Raw genomic sequence first — 15,434 nt, 5'->3', positions numbered from 1 at the left:
ATATTGCATATAGTATTTTTACTCTTATTTAAGTCAAAAAATTATTTAGGTCAAATATAATCCATCGTTTTAATTTAATGTTCATATTAATTATACTTATAAGGATTAATATGAACCATACAATGCTTAATATTATTATTTTTTTCGACACCATGGTGTATGTTTATTGCTATGTCATGTCCTTCTTCTACTGTAAGTTTTGAATCTACAGACACTTCTACATCTACATATACTCTATTAGCATGTTGTCTCGTTTTTATACTGTCAATATGTCTTACGCCCTCAATAGTCTGAAGTTTTTCATTGATATCACTTATAATTTCTTCATCTGCAGAAGTATCTATTAATTGATTTACACTTTGCTTTAATACATCACAGGCTACTTTTATAATTACAACACAAATAACTATGGCAACTACTGAATCTAAAATTGGCCATCCCATTCTAGCTCCAATTATTCCAATTAAAGCTCCCACTGAAGAAAAAGAATCTGATCTATGATGCCAAGCATCTGCTCTGAGAGCAGAACTATTTATTTTGTTAGCATATTTTATTGTATAAAAATACATCCACTCTTTAACGATAATAGACAATATAGCAGCCCAAATAGCAAGGATTCCTGGATTCTTTATTTCTCCTAAAACAATATTTTTAATACCAGAATATCCTATAGATATAGCAACCACAAAAAGCATTATAGATAAAAACAAAGAAGAAATACTTTCAATTCTTTCATGTCCATAAGGATGGCATTTATCATCAGGTTTATTGGAAAGCTTTAGTCCTATTATTACTCCTATAGTACTAATCACATCAGAAAAAGAATGGATACCATCTGCAATCATCGCATTACTACTAGACATAATACCTACCAATACTTTAATTGTTCCTAAAATGGCATTAACTAAGATTGTATTTTTACTAACTCCTACACCTATACTTGTTCTTTCATCCATAAATCTCCTCCATTATCAATTGACTTTAGTCTAATGTTGAACCACTATTATCTTTTTCCTTAATATCGGAAATCAACAATAATATGGCCATACACCAGATAAAGTATATTATTATAATACTCAGTTACCCTTAATTTGTGAGTTTTCTCAATAAGTTTCTTGTATAATGTATTATCAATTGATAATGAATCTACTTTAATTATCTGTAGTTTAAATATAATTTTTGTTTATCTTTTTAAATAAATTCCATCTTCCAACTTAAATAACCTGTTTCTTCATTTTTTTCATATCTAAAATAAGCAGCAAAGGTATTTCCTTTCTTGCTTCTCAAATTTCTAAATCCTACTTTACCATTTTTAAGAAGTATTTCTACCATTTCTTTTGTAACTTTCTTGCCATAGGATTCAATGTATTTATCATTCTTCCAAATAGTGAATTTACAACCATTTTTCCAGTTACTACACCCAAAGCTTTTTTCTCCTTCCACTACTGGATTTCCGCATATAGGACAATTACCTACACTAACCGTCCCAGGAGAAAGCTCTATCTTTATTTTAGATAACATTGATGTATCCTTTTTTATAATTTCCACAGATTTACTAGTAAAATCACAAATATGCTTAATAAAGGTGTCTTTTTCTACAGTTTCTTTTTCTATATCCGATAGGGTTTTTTCTAGCCTACCGGTGTATTCTAAGTCAAACAAATCCCTTACAGGAAACATCTCTACCATTGTCCTACCTAACTCTGTACAAGTTAGGTTTTTTCCTTTAGTAGTAATATATCCTATATCTTTAAGTTTTTTAATAGTTTCAGCTCTAGTAGCTGGTGTTCCTATACTAAAACCGCTCAATATGGACTTCATTAATTCTTCCGAAGTTTCCTCTAAATTATCTTCTGAAGAGTTTTCATCATCATCATCATTATTTTCTTCTTTTCCTAAACTCTTACCACAGGTTTCCATAACCCTTAGCAAAGTCTTTTCTGTATGATTTTTAGGTGGCTTCTTTGTTACGGTGTTAACTTTATTTCCTACAATATCCACTACTCCCTTTTCCATAACTAAAGGAAGTATAGTATCCTTAGTTTCTATCTTTTCTACCACACGCCAGCCTTCAACAATTTGAACTTTACCCTTGGAAACAAATATGCCTTTAATATTTTCCTCATAAACCTTAGCCGTAATTTTTGTTTCCTCAAATTCAGCAATAGGCATAAATTGCATTATAAATCTATTTTTCACTGCATTATAAACAATTGCTTCATCAGCACTAAGGCCGCTTGGTTTTATATAAGTTGGAACTATAGCACTATGACTCTCCACCTTAGAATTATCAAAAACCCTTTTAGTTTTTGCAAATTTTATTTGATTTTCGTATGGTAGACCCTTTTTAAGATTCTCCAAAACCTTCCTTGTTCTATCCTCTAAGCTTTCTTCTAGGACAATACTGGCAGTTCTAGGATAAGTAATAAACTTTTTTTCATAAAGAGACTGGGCAACCTTTAAAACCTTATCGGAAGTCCATCCTTTAAATTTACTAGTAATATGTCCTTGAAGATTTGATAAGTTAAATAGATACGGTGGATATTCCCTTTTCTTCTCTGTTTGCTTATCAACTATCTCCGCTCTTTGTCCTTGTAGTAATTTTCCTATATTACTTAAATAAGACTTCTCTTCGAATTTTTCTGAATCATTTTCATAATATAGACCTTCGTACTCCTCATTAGCCTTAGTCTTAAAGGTAGCCGATAACTTATAATAAGTAGTAGCTACAAAGTTTTCAATTTCCATGTCCCTATCATAGATTATCTTTAGAGTTGGTAATAACACTCTTCCTATGTTTAGCATTTTAACATCTTCAAATTTATATCTCAAAGTTGCCACAGATGTAAGATTTATCCCAATAACCCAATCTGCCCATTGCCTTCCTATTCCAGCATCTTGTAAGGACTTCATTTCTTTATTAGGCTTTAAAGCTTCCATACCCTTTTTTACTTCATCTGGAGTCCACTCATTTAGAAGAAGCCTATATACAGGCTTTTCTTCATTGAAATATATAAATAATTCATCTGCTATAACCTGACCCTCTCTATCAAAGTCTGTGGCGGATATTATTCCATCTACATTCTCTCTATCTATAAGTGATTTAATAATGCTAAGCTGTTTCTCAGCTCCCTTATCAGTAATATTTCTATTAAGTGAATCACTTTTTATCTTATATTTAAACTCCTTAGGTATAAATGGAAATTTAGAAAACTCCCATCCCTTCATGCTTTCATCATAATCTTTAGCATCATATAGTTGTAATAAGTGACCAAACGCCCATGTAACTAAATAATTCTCACCCTCAAAGTATCCATCTTTTCTAGTTTTTATATTTAAAGCTTCTGCAATATTCTTTGCCACGGATGGTTTTTCCGCAATAATAACCTTAGCCACTTCTCTCACACCTTACTTATTTTCTCTTACTTAAATAAATTTACTTATATTTATAGTTATTTTTAATTCTTAAAACTTTCCACTTAATTATACAATAAAATAAAACTTTATTAAAACTAGACATTTATTTTACAATATAAACTTTTTTGACTAGACCCTAAGGTAGTAGATTATGATTTATCAGAAGTGATAATATGAGGATTTTATATATAAAAACATATAAATATTTTCATAGATAAATATGGAGCTATTTATAATGTTAAATAGCTCCTTTGTCAATACTTATCGGCTAACTTATCTTGAACTAGCCCTTCTAAATATATATTGCACAGCTAGGTTCCAAATCAAGTAAAGCTCCGAACCTTTGCGATGCTGTAAAAAAGCAAATTAGTGCAAAAAGCTCTGAGATTTCTTTTTCACTGAATAGTTCTCTTAAACTTTTAAAAGTCTCCTCTGTTAAAACTATATTCTTTGAAATCATATCTGCAATTTTCGTTGCCATTCTTATATTTTTATCCTCTATATCTTCAGAAGGCTTTCCCTTTGCCATACAATATTTACATCCATTGTTAAAAGCAAGAGTACGTCTTACTTCTTCTTTTAATTCATAACCAAAAGTTTTAGATTTTAAAAAACTTATTTCTAAATTACTCCAACCTTTCATTATCTCACTGTTATATCCAAGTAGTTGTTCAAAGGATGTTATCCCCTCATTTGAAAAATTTATTTTTGTCATAATATCTCTCCTTTATTAATCAAATCTAATTTTATTAATATTATATATAAATAAAATTGAATTTTGTATTTCATATGACATATAATAAAACCTATATATATATCATACAAAATATTAAAAAGGAGAAAATATTTCAAATGAAATTTGACGAAATTGATGTAATGATTCTATCCGAATTAGAAAAAAATAGTAGATTATCCATAAGAGAGTTGTCAAAGCGAATTAACCTATCCCCATCCTCTGTTACAGAGAGAGTAAAAAGACTTGAAGATAACAGAATAATAGAAGGCTATACTATTACTATAAATAAAAAGAATCTTGGTCTATCCATTGATTGTATAATAAAAATCACCATGAAAAATGGTGAATATGAGCGATTCAAAAATTTTATTAAAGACTACAATCGCAGTGAATGGTGCTATAGAATTGCTGGGGATGGTTGTTTTCTTGTTAAACTTTCAGTTAAAGATTTAAGTGACATTGAAGAATTTATTAATGAAGTATCTCCATATGCAACAACTAGTACTTATATTGCATTCTCAGAAGTAGTCATAGAGAATTCTATAAATAAGTTTTTAATATAAGTTTTTTATTCTGTCCATAGTTCCCATGTTAAAATACTCTGATCATAATCCTGTTACCTTAGTGTTTAAATTAAAATAAAAAAAGAAAGCCTCCATGAACTACATATAATTCATGGAAGTTTCCTTTTGTAGAGTTAATTATAGCTTATATTTTTTTAACGAATTCGGATTTTAAACTCATAGCTCCAAAACCATCAATTTTACAATCAATGTTATGGCCATCAGATGCATCAGGAACTAAACGTATATTTTTTACTTTCGTTCCTATTTTTATTGATGATGAAGCACCTTTTACTTTAAGATCTTTAATTATTGTTACAGAATCACCATCTTGTAACACATTTCCATTTGCATCTTTTATAACATTAATATCTTCATTATTTTCATTTTCAGCTTGTACTCCCCACTCGTGAGCACATTCTGGGCAAACAAAAATACTTCCATCTTCGTAAGTGTATTCTGAATTACATTTTGGACAATTAGGTAAATTACCCATAACTTCATTTCCTCCATTCGTTACTATAGTTCTGATACATAAGATTCACTTTATAAAATAATATATACAGCTTCTTATGTTCTTATATACTATCATAGTCTTCCTCTATTGACAAATTCTATTTATAATTTAACTCAAGCTTTCCAGTACTTAATTACAGAAATCTCATCACCAGGTTCTATCCATCCTTCTTCTAATACTTGAGCAAAAATCCCTTCTCTAGGCATAACACACTCCCCTGTGGTCTTCATTATTTCACAGTCCTTATGACATTCTTTTCCAATCTGTGTCACCTCCATAATAACTTCTCCAATGGAAAGCTTTGTTCCTATGGGTAGTTCATATAAAGTTATTCCTTGTGTTGTTATATTTTCTGCAAATATTCCTGGGACTAATTCTTTATTTATTTTTCCTCTAAGCTTATCTATGCTTTCATCTCCTAACAAGCTAACTTGTCTATGCCAATTACCACCATGAGCATCTCCTTCTAATCCGAAGTCGATCTTAAAGAAACCTCTTTTTATAGGTGTTTTTATAACCCCTTTCTCAGTACTTATATTTATACTAATAACCTTTGCCATATCCATCTTCTCCTATCTTTAAAAATAATTAATCTCTCCAGATTTTCCACCAATCTTTCGAAGTAGCCTAATATCACTTATAACCATTGATTTATCTACTGACTTACACATATCATATATAGTTAATGCTGCTATGGATACCGCTGTTAAAGCTTCCATTTCTATACCGGTCTCCCCTATTGTTTTAGTTGTAGCTATTATATCTACCTTACTTTTATCATGATCTAGGTGAAAGGTAATATCACACCCTGACATCATGATAGAATGACACATGGGAATTATATCTGAAGTTTTCTTTGCTCCCATTATCCCACCCACTTGAGCTACGGAAAGTACATCTCCCTTTATAATTTCCCCTTTGTCTATCTTTTCTAAAGTAGATTTCTTCATATAAATAGAACCGCAGGCTATTGCCTCTCTATCTGTCTTTTTCTTTTCACTAACATCTACCATTCTAGCTCTTCCTTGCTCATTTATATGAGTGAATCCTTCATCTATTTGAACATCTTTAATCATAAGTTATCCTCCTATTTGAAACATTTGCTTATTGCTTCTACTTTTTCCTTCCATAGATAGTCTATGTCCTAATGGCTTATTATACATAGCTCCTAAAATCTTTTTCTTAAGAATACTATATTCTCTACTCTCTCGTAAATCGCAGTATGATAAATTATATTTTTTAAATAAATCTCGTACATCTGATAGAATATTAATTTCCTCTTCACCATGCAAACAAGACTTAATTCCACCTTCAGCAGTTAATCTAACTCTATTACACTCACTACAAAAATTACAACTTATAGGACTAATAAATCCAATTCTCCCTTTTCCCTTACTACTTTTATAAAGTTCTGCCGTTGAAGATACTCTATGATCTTCAGGTATAAGATTAGGATGTGACTCTACTATATCCTTATAGGGTATAAAATGATTTTTAAATAACTCTGTACCTGCTCCTATAGGCATTAATTCTATAAACCTCACATCTATAGGCATTTTCTCTGCAATTTTAATAAACTCATCAACCTCGTCTAAGTTTATACCTTTCATAAGCACCACATTAATTTTCACCGGAGTAATGCCCTTATCTAAACATACTTCTATACCTTCTTTAACTTTTTTAAGATATGATCGTCCTGTTATTCCTTCATACTTGTCTTCCTTTAATGTATCCATACTAACATTTACTCTATTTAACCCTGCCTTCTTTAATTCATCTATTTTATCCTTCAAAAATATGCCATTAGTAGTTAAAGATATATCTTTAATTCCTTTAACTTGGGATGCATTATATATAATCTTAGAAATATCCTTTACAATCAACGGTTCTCCACCAGTAAATCTAACTTTCTCAACACCACATTCAGCAAATATTCTAATAATTAAATCTATTTCTTCTATAGACATTTTCGAACTAACATAATTTTGATTACACTTTCCTTCTGGCATGCAATACATACATCTTAAATTGCACATATCCGTAAGAGAAACTCTTAAATAATTTATGTTACGTCCATGGGAATCTTCCATAAATACTCCTCCCTTTATACTCCCTATAAATCAACTTCACTCCTAGCACATTCTGAAGTTTCTCCAGATAAAATCTTTAGTCCATGATCTAAATATGGAAAAATGAATTCTATATTTTCTTTAGCACCTCTAGGACTTCCTGGTAGATTTATAATTAAAGAATTCTTTCTAATACCTACAATTCCTCTAGACAGCATCGCTCTTGGTGTAATTTCCATAGACTTCATTCTCATAAATTCTCCAATCCCAGGTACATACTTTTCTATAACTTGTAAAGTTGCTTCTGGAGTTACATCCCTCTTTGAAAATCCAGTTCCTCCATTAGTAATTACCAATGGTATATTTAATTCATCACATATATATATAAGTTCTTTTTTTATATCTACAACTTCATCAGGTATAATTTTATAATAATGGACTATATATTTATTTTTTTCTAAATACTCCCTTAACACTTGCCCTGTCTCATCTATACGCTGTCCTTCAGAACCTTTATCACTTATAGTTAAAATTGCAGTTTTTTTCATACTATAACCTCCATAAAGTTATTGTTAATTCAAATATTTAAATAAATATAATTTTTATATTAAACGCAAAATTATATCCTGACTATCTCCTCAGTTTTTATTAATATCAATTATATCATATTTATTATATTTTATGTAAATATATTCAATTTTTTTCAAATTGTACATTATAAAAATAATTAGTTTCCCGATATTTATTTTCTATAACATACCTTTTAATACATAAACTTAATTGTAAATTTTATATGTTATTACATTTATTTCTTGATATAAACCTTCTACAAATGTAGAATATAATTATATACTACATTTGTAGAAGTGATAATAATGGTTAATACTTTTTCAACCAATTTTAATGGAGGTGTAGATAACACGAAAAAAAGATTTAAAAATATTTTTGATATGAAGAACAAACTTAATGGTATCTCCTTGTTATGTATTATACTTTTCTTTAGTATCGTTATATTTTCCCTAATTGCTTGCGAAAGAGTAAATCCTTCTCCTGATAAAACCGTTGCTGAATCTTTTATAGAAAATTACTATAATATTTCAGACTACACTTTAACAGATCAACTTTCTAAGCTTTTTGAAAGCTCTCTTGAAGGACGTGCTCCTTCTAATGGGGAGACAGGTATTGTTACACTTTCTCCTGAAGATGAAACTAAAATTAGAGAAGTTTGTTTAAAAAATATAGGTGATTCTATTACTTCTCAATTAGGTGATGAACTTATTTTAAATAGATTTCCCTTATCTTCTATAAAAATGGCTAAGGACTATGAATACACCACTACCATATCTAACATTATTCTTGATAAAATCTCTAGTGATAATGATACCGAAGCTTACTACAAATATAATGCTGATATTAATATAATATATAATGATGGATACAAGGAAAAGCAAACTCTAGAAGGAAAAATTAAGCTAATAAATAAAAATAAAAAATGGCTTGTTTCTATTTTTACTCCATTGACAGAAATATTACCAAATAAAAAATATTATAATCCACAAAATTTAGATTCTCATTCACTACAAACTAATGATTCTACTTCTATAAATCATGATATTAGCTCCGCTGAAGAATTTTGTAATTCATATATGAATGCTATGATAAACAAAGAATATTCCTTCATTTACAATTATACAGTTAATTCTTCTAATAGTGATACTTTAGAAGAAGGTCAAAAAATATGGGATGAAATAGATATTGACTATGTAAAAATACTTAATGCTGAAGTAAGAAATAATAAAGCTTATTACGAACTAGAAATAAACGTTAAAGAACCAGGAAATTCAGCCTTCGATAAAGGTGTAACCGTCAGGTGGCTATATATATTTTATAGTAACAAAAGTAATACTTGGGTTGCAGAGGGACTTATGTCTGGTGGTAAACCAGATGAAAGCTGGTGGAATACTATTTATGGTGGTTAATACTGATATTATAAAGCCAATAAGTAGAGACTACTCTCTACTTATTGGCTCATTTACTTTCTCGTATAAAGTTATAACATCCTCACTATTTTTTCCTTCAGTAATATTATAATCTTCATCAACCTCATCTTCTTTTTCTTTTTTCCTAAACCTTATTCTCCACTTTGTATCTTTTTGTATAACTCTATCAGCTTTTTTAAATAAGCTTAGTATTATAAATATGATTACGGCTGCTGTTAAGGATAGTGCATAGAGTCCTCTTCCTACCGCTAAACCTAAGCATGCCACAATCCAAAGAGTTGCGGCAGTAGTTAATCCCCTTACAGATCCTTTCTCTCTTAAAATAGTACCAGCTCCTAAAAATCCAACACCACTTATAACCTGAGCTCCTAATCTAGCTATATCGACTTTTATAACTTCAGCATACATAGGATTTTGAGCAATAACCATGATTTTTTGTATATCATACTCTGTTATTAAAGAAATAATTGTAGCTCCTAAGCATACTAATATATGAGTTCTAAACCCTGCTGGACTATTTTTAAATTCCCTTTCATATCCAACAAGTCCCCCTACTATAACGCCTACTATAAGCCTTTCTAACACTACTATATAATCCATAATTCCCTCCCCATCATAGTATAATTACTTATATTATATTCATAGGTTTAATATTGTTTAAAAAAATGTTATAATTATTTTACAACTTAAAGGCAAGGAGGATTTTAGATAATACTTTAAACTTATCTAAATAACAGTTATATGAAAAGAAAAGAAAATTTAATTCGTATAATTACCGGAATAATCTGTGGATTATCTGTATTATCTCTAATAGTTACCATCGTCTCATCTATTTCTATGCTTTTAGGATTTGACGTAAATATTCAATCAAAATTATTAACTTTAATAAGCACATCTGATATTATATCTACTGAAATATCATCTTTACTCATACTTATTTGTATGTCCATTGGAGTTATTGTTTGCTTAAATATAAATAAAAATTCAACTAATTAGAATAATAATATTAAAAACTAATCCCCATGAAAAAATTATATATTTTCATGGGAATTATATATTTTTTTATTGTCTAAAATACATGTCTACTAATTCTGGAAACCTATCTATTTTATAATCATAATCTTCCACATTCCCAAATCCATAAGATGCATACACAAAAGGTATTCCTGCTAACCTAGCTGCATTTCTATCCCCTTGTGTATCACCAACATACATAGGATTCTTTAAATTATTTCTATTAATTATGAGTTTTATATTCTCACCCTTTGTAAGTCCCGTTCTTCCTGGATGTTCAAAATCTATAAAATATTTTTTCATGTTATGAGCATGAAAAAAAGCTTCTATATAACCGTGGTGACAGTTACTAACTATAAATAGCTTATATTTTTGTGAAAGCTTCTTTAAGGTTTCTTCTAGTCCTTGAAAAAGGATTCCTCCATGAAGCGGTAAATATTCATTTTCTTTCTTACAGCAATAATTCATAAATTCAATTGCTCTTTCTTCCTTCAAATCTGGAAGAAGGATCTTAACTAAATCTATAACTGGTACCCCTACTACTGATTTTAATTTTTCCTTTGTAATTATTGCATCTATATCACTAAAATCCTTTATAGCTTCATTCCATATTTCTACAATCGCATCTAATGAATCCCACATAGTTCCGTCTAAATCAAATATAATGCTATCTACTGTCTCTAATATCATAAACTCACTCCTAAATATCTTATTTTCATTAGTAATTATTCATAATTAGGCTCCAAATAAACTATTTTTTTGCCATGTTCCTTCGCATATTTAATTTCACTTCTGGTGCTAGAGCCTATATACCCATTCTTATTTATAACAAAGATTTCATCTGCCATATCAATTTTTCTTTTATGAATATCATCAAGCATGATTTTAATTTCATCTGTAATTATAGTTCCAAATTCACCATCTGCGTGGCCGAATAATCCTACTGATATTACAATTATCCCCTGAAGAGTTAACTCCTTTTGAACTTTTATAAAATCCTCTTTAAACTTTGTACTTCCGCATAAAGTTACTACTTTATATTTACCCACCATTTTATACTCACTTCCCAACTTTTAAATGTAAAACTATAGCAAATTATAAGTTACCATTCTTACAAAAGAAGTTATCAAAAATTTTAATAATACACTAACATATAAATTATATCATAATATTCTAAAATATTTTGTTAATGGACACTAAGTGGATTTGATATCTTTGCCATGTAGTTCTAATTTACTTAATTCTTCATCAATAATACTCTTATCTAATCTTTCAAATAAAACATGAAAATTACTTATATTTACTCCTGAATTTAATTGAATCTCTTTCCACCTATTTTCTTCGCAATAAAACCAACTTTTAATCTTTTCTGAGGACTCTGGCAAAAATGGATTTAGAAGATTTGCTAGGTTTACAATAGCATATAAACAATTATAAATAGTATTTTCACACTGTTTATTATCTTGTTTTATGGTAATCCATGGCATTTCTTCATCAAAATATTTATTTATACTTCGTATAAATGTAAATATTCTTTCTATGCCAGATTTTAAATTTCCTTCTTCTATATTTTCCCCAATATTTTTATATAATTCTTCTATAGTGCTTTTAATTGACTCTTCAACTTTTCCTTTTGGTACCTTGCTATTAAAATTCTTCTTAACAAATACCAAAGTTCTATTAACTAGGTTTCCATAAGCTCCCAATAATTCACCATTATTTTTATTTATGAACTCCCTCCAAGTAAAATCAGCATCTCTTCTTTCAGGTCCATTTGCAATAAAGAAATATCTTATTAAGTCACTATTATATCTATCTACTATATCTGGTACCCAAATTGCCCAGTTATTACTTGTTGATATTTTCTTTCCTTCTAAAGTCACATATTCACTAGAAATAACCTTATCTGGATTTCTTTCTGGTCCTGTTCCTCTTAATAATGCTGGAAGTATGATTGTATGAAATGGTATATTATCTTTTCCATGAATATAATATGAAATACTGCTACTATTCCAATAATCACTACAATTTTTATTATTTTCTTTTCCCCACTTCTCACTTACAGTTAAATATCCCAATACCGCATCAATCCATACATATACTTTCTTATCTTCAAATCCTTTAATTGGTATATCTATTCCTATATCTAAATCCCTAGAAATAGCTCTATCTTTCAAACCTTCATTTAAGTATCTTTCTGTACTATTTACTGCATTTATTCTCCAGTTTTTTCTAGACCTTTCTAAATGCTTTCTAAGTCCTTTTTCAAAAGTAGATAATGCAAAGTATAATTGTTTAGTGGATTTTACTACTGGCTTACTACCACATAATTTACACAGTCTATCCTTTAACTCTAAAGGATCTAGAAGGGTTGAACAATTTTCACATTGATCACCTCTTGCAATACTATTGCAATGCGGACATACTCCCTCTACATATCTATCAGGTAAAAATTGTTTGCACTCCTCACAATAAACTTGACTTACTTTTTTTTCATATATTAAGCCTTTTTCATATAGACTTATAATTATCCTTCTTACTTCTTCTTTATGCTGATTATCATCAGTTCTTGAATAACAATCATAGCTGAAATTTAACTTATCAAAACAATACTTAAATTCCTCATGATATCTATTAGCTATAACTTCTGATAATACACCCTCTTTTTTTGCTCTAATAGAAATAGGTGTTCCGTGACAATCACTTCCTGAAATATATAATACATCATCCCCTTTTGCTCTATAATATCTAGCTATAACGTCTCCAGGCAATAATGCTGCAATATGTCCTATGTGCAACGAACCATTGGCATAAGGCCATGCTCCTCCAATTAAAATATTCATTCTACTCTCCTCCTCTTATACTATTTAATTTTTCACTTCTCCAAATTATAAATTTGGAGTAAAACTAAAAACTCCCACTCCTAAGAAATTAATCTTAGGAACGAGAGTTAAAACTTCGTGTTACCATCCTACTTCATTTACATTTCACAATATAAATCTCTTCAAGTACGTTATAATTAAAATTGCTTACATGAAATTTATTCCACGACTAGTACATAGATAAAATTTCTCATAAAAATCCTGTTTATAGTTATACTCTATCACTATTACGGGTGAACCCGTTGCAGCCTTAATATTAAATCTCGGTGCACTGCTCCAAGGCCATTTTCTCTTTAATATCCATTGCTTCTTCTCACCAATGAAAGCTCTCTGTATAAGTATTCTTAAAGTTACTTTCCTTTTCTTTGCATTTAGCTATTATACTTATAATTATATATATATTTACCAACTTGTCAATTGAAGTTTAAAACTATTAATTATTAATAGTTTTTATTACAAATAGAAAATAGTAATATTTAATTATTATCATCAAAACAATAATGCATTTTATAACTAAACTATCTAAAATTATAAGTGGAAATGCCATCATAAAATCAGCAAATAACAATATAGTCATCTTTTGTTTTAAAGTCATTGCTTTTTCCTTTACAAAACTATCTAGGTGTTTTTTATATATCTTTGTGTTCTTGAACCAAATATCAAATCTCTCAGACCCTTTTACAAAGAAAAAAGAGGCTAACAGCAAAAATGGTGTTGTAGGGAGTATAGGTAATATAATCCCTATCGCTCCAAGTGTAAAACATATCAACCCTACAGATACGCATATAAACTTTTTACACTTATTCATAGTAACTCCCTTCCTAAATCCTTATAGAGATAATCATTTTAATATGTATACATTATAATAACCAACAATTAATTTCAATATATTTTATCAATTATTTTTTCTATTTTAATAATTTAAATCTTTATCTTTAGTAAACAAGACAAAAACAGAAAAAGCCTACCATCTATATGGTAGACTTTTTCTGTCTGTGTCTTGTTTAATGTCTAGTTCTTTTAAAATTATAGGGAAATTTTAAATGAAACTAATTATATATATTAAATTGTTAATATATAGCATAAAAAATTTGTTCTATAATATTATTATAATACAAAATACTAAAATTTCAAAATATATTTTTCTACAAAATTTTAATTTTTTCTTAATTTTAGTCCTTTATTCCAATATATTAGGGTATACTCTATATAATATCATCTCTAAAAATATTTAAATTAATTTTAACATATTCTTTAAAATGTTATTACTTTTAAAAGTAGCTTATTTCCCACAAACTGTAAACGTTTATAAGTGGTATTAATTAAAGTATATCACTATTATATTCTATGTCAATTCATTACAATAAAGTGGAATGCTAATTTTATTTGTACTAATATATACTAATTTAAAATTAAATATGATATATTTAATTTTGTTATTAATATAGTTATAGGAGAATTATTATGGAAAATAAATTTAAAATAACAAGTCCTAGATATCAACAAATAGCAGCCGATGTTGCAGCCAAAATTGTTGATGGTCATTATAAAGTTGGTGATAAGATTTATGCAAGATCTTCTCTTGCAAGTCAATATGGTGTCTCATCTGAAACTGCAAGGCGTGCTATTTGTGTATTATCAGACTTAAATATTGTAGATACTTCAAAAGGTAGTGGAGTTACTATAAAGTCCTACGAAAATGCTATAAAATTCGTTAAACAACATGATGATATTAATACTATAAGTAATCTAAAGCAAGATATTATTGATAGTGTTGACAGACAAAAAAAAGAAATAAAATTTTTATACGGATGTCTTTCTGATTTAATAGATAAAACTGATAGATTACGCTCTGTAAATCCATTTACACCATTTCAAGTAGAAATAACATCTGCTACACCTTATATTAATAAATCTGCATCTGATATAAACTTTTGGCATAATACTTCAGCAACAATAATAGCAATCAGAAGAAACGACTCTTTACTTATGTCACCAGGACCATACGCAGTTTTTCAAGAAAATGATATATTTTATTTTGTTGGAGATGAAAATTGCATTGAGCGTGTAAAAAAATATTTATATCCCTAATTTAAATTGTATGTAATAAACTTAATATAAATTAATTAAACTATCAGAAAATAATATATTAATCTTTGCTAGTATATGAACTAAGATTAATATATTTTTGCGATAGTTTATTTTTTTTGAATTTGACAAAGTAACAACTTTCATT

General features: G+C 28.7%; 17 protein-coding genes. 4 read left to right on the top strand and 13 right to left on the bottom strand.

Translation table 11 applies throughout. The annotated features are described in order from the left end of the window. Positions 1–86 precede the first annotated feature (86 nt). The 3 genes from B3Z56_RS03465 to B3Z56_RS03455 all read right to left on the bottom strand — a co-directional run bounded on the left by B3Z56_RS03465 (position 87) and on the right by B3Z56_RS03455 (position 4,132). Entirely contained in the window at positions 87–956 is an 870-nt protein-coding gene (locus B3Z56_RS03465; RefSeq protein ID WP_346876559.1) for a cation diffusion facilitator family transporter, read from the bottom strand. 235 nt (positions 957–1,191) lie between these two features. After that, entirely contained in the window at positions 1,192–3,396 is a 2,205-nt protein-coding gene (locus tag B3Z56_RS03460) for a type IA DNA topoisomerase (RefSeq protein WP_346878243.1), read from the bottom strand. Positions 3,397–3,709: 313 nt separating this feature from the next. Beyond that, entirely contained in the window at positions 3,710–4,132 is a 423-nt protein-coding gene (locus tag B3Z56_RS03455; RefSeq protein WP_346847497.1) for a carboxymuconolactone decarboxylase family protein, read from the bottom strand. 137 nt (positions 4,133–4,269) lie between these two features. On the opposite strand from B3Z56_RS03455, the gene B3Z56_RS03450 reads away from it, so the two are divergent. Further along, a complete protein-coding gene (locus B3Z56_RS03450) occupies positions 4,270–4,716 on the top strand; it encodes an Lrp/AsnC family transcriptional regulator (RefSeq protein ID WP_346876561.1) in 447 nt (148 codons plus the stop codon). A gap of 145 nt (positions 4,717–4,861) precedes the next feature. Here B3Z56_RS03450 and B3Z56_RS03445 read toward each other — a convergent pair whose 3' ends face one another. The 5 genes from B3Z56_RS03445 to B3Z56_RS03425 form a co-directional block, all read right to left on the bottom strand. Further along, complete coding sequence (locus tag B3Z56_RS03445) at positions 4,862–5,212, bottom strand: zinc ribbon domain-containing protein YjdM (RefSeq protein WP_035129948.1); 351 nt, start codon at positions 5,210–5,212, stop codon at positions 4,862–4,864. 134 nt (positions 5,213–5,346) lie between these two features. Beyond that, the gene (locus tag B3Z56_RS03440; protein ID WP_346847499.1) at positions 5,347–5,793 is read right to left on the bottom strand and encodes an MOSC domain-containing protein; all 447 of its coding nucleotides are present in this window, start codon (positions 5,791–5,793) and stop codon (positions 5,347–5,349) included. Between the two features lie 18 nt (positions 5,794–5,811). Next, a complete protein-coding gene (gene moaC, locus B3Z56_RS03435; RefSeq protein WP_346847807.1) occupies positions 5,812–6,291 on the bottom strand; it encodes a cyclic pyranopterin monophosphate synthase MoaC in 480 nt (159 codons plus the stop codon). 21 nt (positions 6,292–6,312) lie between these two features. Next, positions 6,313–7,323: a GTP 3',8-cyclase MoaA gene (gene moaA, locus B3Z56_RS03430; protein WP_346847500.1), complete on the bottom strand. Its 1,011-nt coding sequence runs from the start codon at positions 7,321–7,323 to the stop codon at positions 6,313–6,315. Positions 7,324–7,346: 23 nt separating this feature from the next. Then, positions 7,347–7,850, bottom strand: coding sequence for a MogA/MoaB family molybdenum cofactor biosynthesis protein (locus B3Z56_RS03425; RefSeq protein WP_346847501.1), 504 nt, complete (start codon positions 7,848–7,850; stop codon positions 7,347–7,349). Positions 7,851–8,177: 327 nt separating this feature from the next. Here B3Z56_RS03425 and B3Z56_RS03420 point away from each other — a divergent pair, with 327 nt between their 5' ends. Further along, positions 8,178–9,281: a hypothetical protein gene (locus tag B3Z56_RS03420; RefSeq protein ID WP_346876563.1), complete on the top strand. Its 1,104-nt coding sequence runs from the start codon at positions 8,178–8,180 to the stop codon at positions 9,279–9,281. A 30-nt stretch (positions 9,282–9,311) separates the two neighbouring features. On the opposite strand, the gene B3Z56_RS03415 is transcribed toward B3Z56_RS03420, so the two are convergent. Continuing rightward, positions 9,312–9,902 carry an MgtC/SapB family protein gene (locus B3Z56_RS03415; RefSeq protein WP_346847503.1) on the bottom strand — a complete coding sequence of 197 codons (591 nt, stop codon included), beginning with the start codon at positions 9,900–9,902 and terminating at the stop codon, positions 9,312–9,314. Between the two features lie 141 nt (positions 9,903–10,043). On the opposite strand from B3Z56_RS03415, the gene B3Z56_RS03410 reads away from it, so the two are divergent. Further along, complete coding sequence (locus B3Z56_RS03410) at positions 10,044–10,298, top strand: hypothetical protein (protein ID WP_346847504.1); 255 nt, start codon at positions 10,044–10,046, stop codon at positions 10,296–10,298. A 66-nt stretch (positions 10,299–10,364) separates the two neighbouring features. On the opposite strand, the gene B3Z56_RS03405 is transcribed toward B3Z56_RS03410, so the two are convergent. The 4 genes from B3Z56_RS03405 to B3Z56_RS03390 form a co-directional block, all read right to left on the bottom strand. Next, complete coding sequence (locus B3Z56_RS03405; RefSeq protein WP_346876564.1) at positions 10,365–11,006, bottom strand: HAD family hydrolase; 642 nt, start codon at positions 11,004–11,006, stop codon at positions 10,365–10,367. 35 nt (positions 11,007–11,041) lie between these two features. After that, positions 11,042–11,368, bottom strand: coding sequence for a hypothetical protein (locus B3Z56_RS03400; RefSeq protein ID WP_346847506.1), 327 nt, complete (start codon positions 11,366–11,368; stop codon positions 11,042–11,044). Positions 11,369–11,512: 144 nt separating this feature from the next. Continuing rightward, on the bottom strand, positions 11,513–13,159 hold the full coding sequence (gene metG / locus B3Z56_RS03395) for a methionine--tRNA ligase (protein ID WP_346847507.1): 1,647 nt from the start codon (positions 13,157–13,159) through the stop codon (positions 11,513–11,515). Positions 13,160–13,631: 472 nt separating this feature from the next. Next, positions 13,632–14,006, bottom strand: coding sequence for a YbaN family protein (locus B3Z56_RS03390; RefSeq protein ID WP_035129974.1), 375 nt, complete (start codon positions 14,004–14,006; stop codon positions 13,632–13,634). A 656-nt stretch (positions 14,007–14,662) separates the two neighbouring features. On the opposite strand from B3Z56_RS03390, the gene B3Z56_RS03385 reads away from it, so the two are divergent. After that, the gene (locus B3Z56_RS03385) at positions 14,663–15,289 is read left to right on the top strand and encodes a TrkA C-terminal domain-containing protein (RefSeq protein ID WP_035129977.1); all 627 of its coding nucleotides are present in this window, start codon (positions 14,663–14,665) and stop codon (positions 15,287–15,289) included. Positions 15,290–15,434 lie beyond the last annotated feature (145 nt).

The organism is Clostridium sp. UBA7791 (genome assembly GCF_002480755.1).
Taxonomy (GTDB): domain Bacteria; phylum Bacillota; class Clostridia; order Clostridiales; family Clostridiaceae; genus Clostridium_J; species Clostridium_J sulfidigenes.
This window is presented reverse-complemented; position numbering and strand designations above follow the sequence as displayed.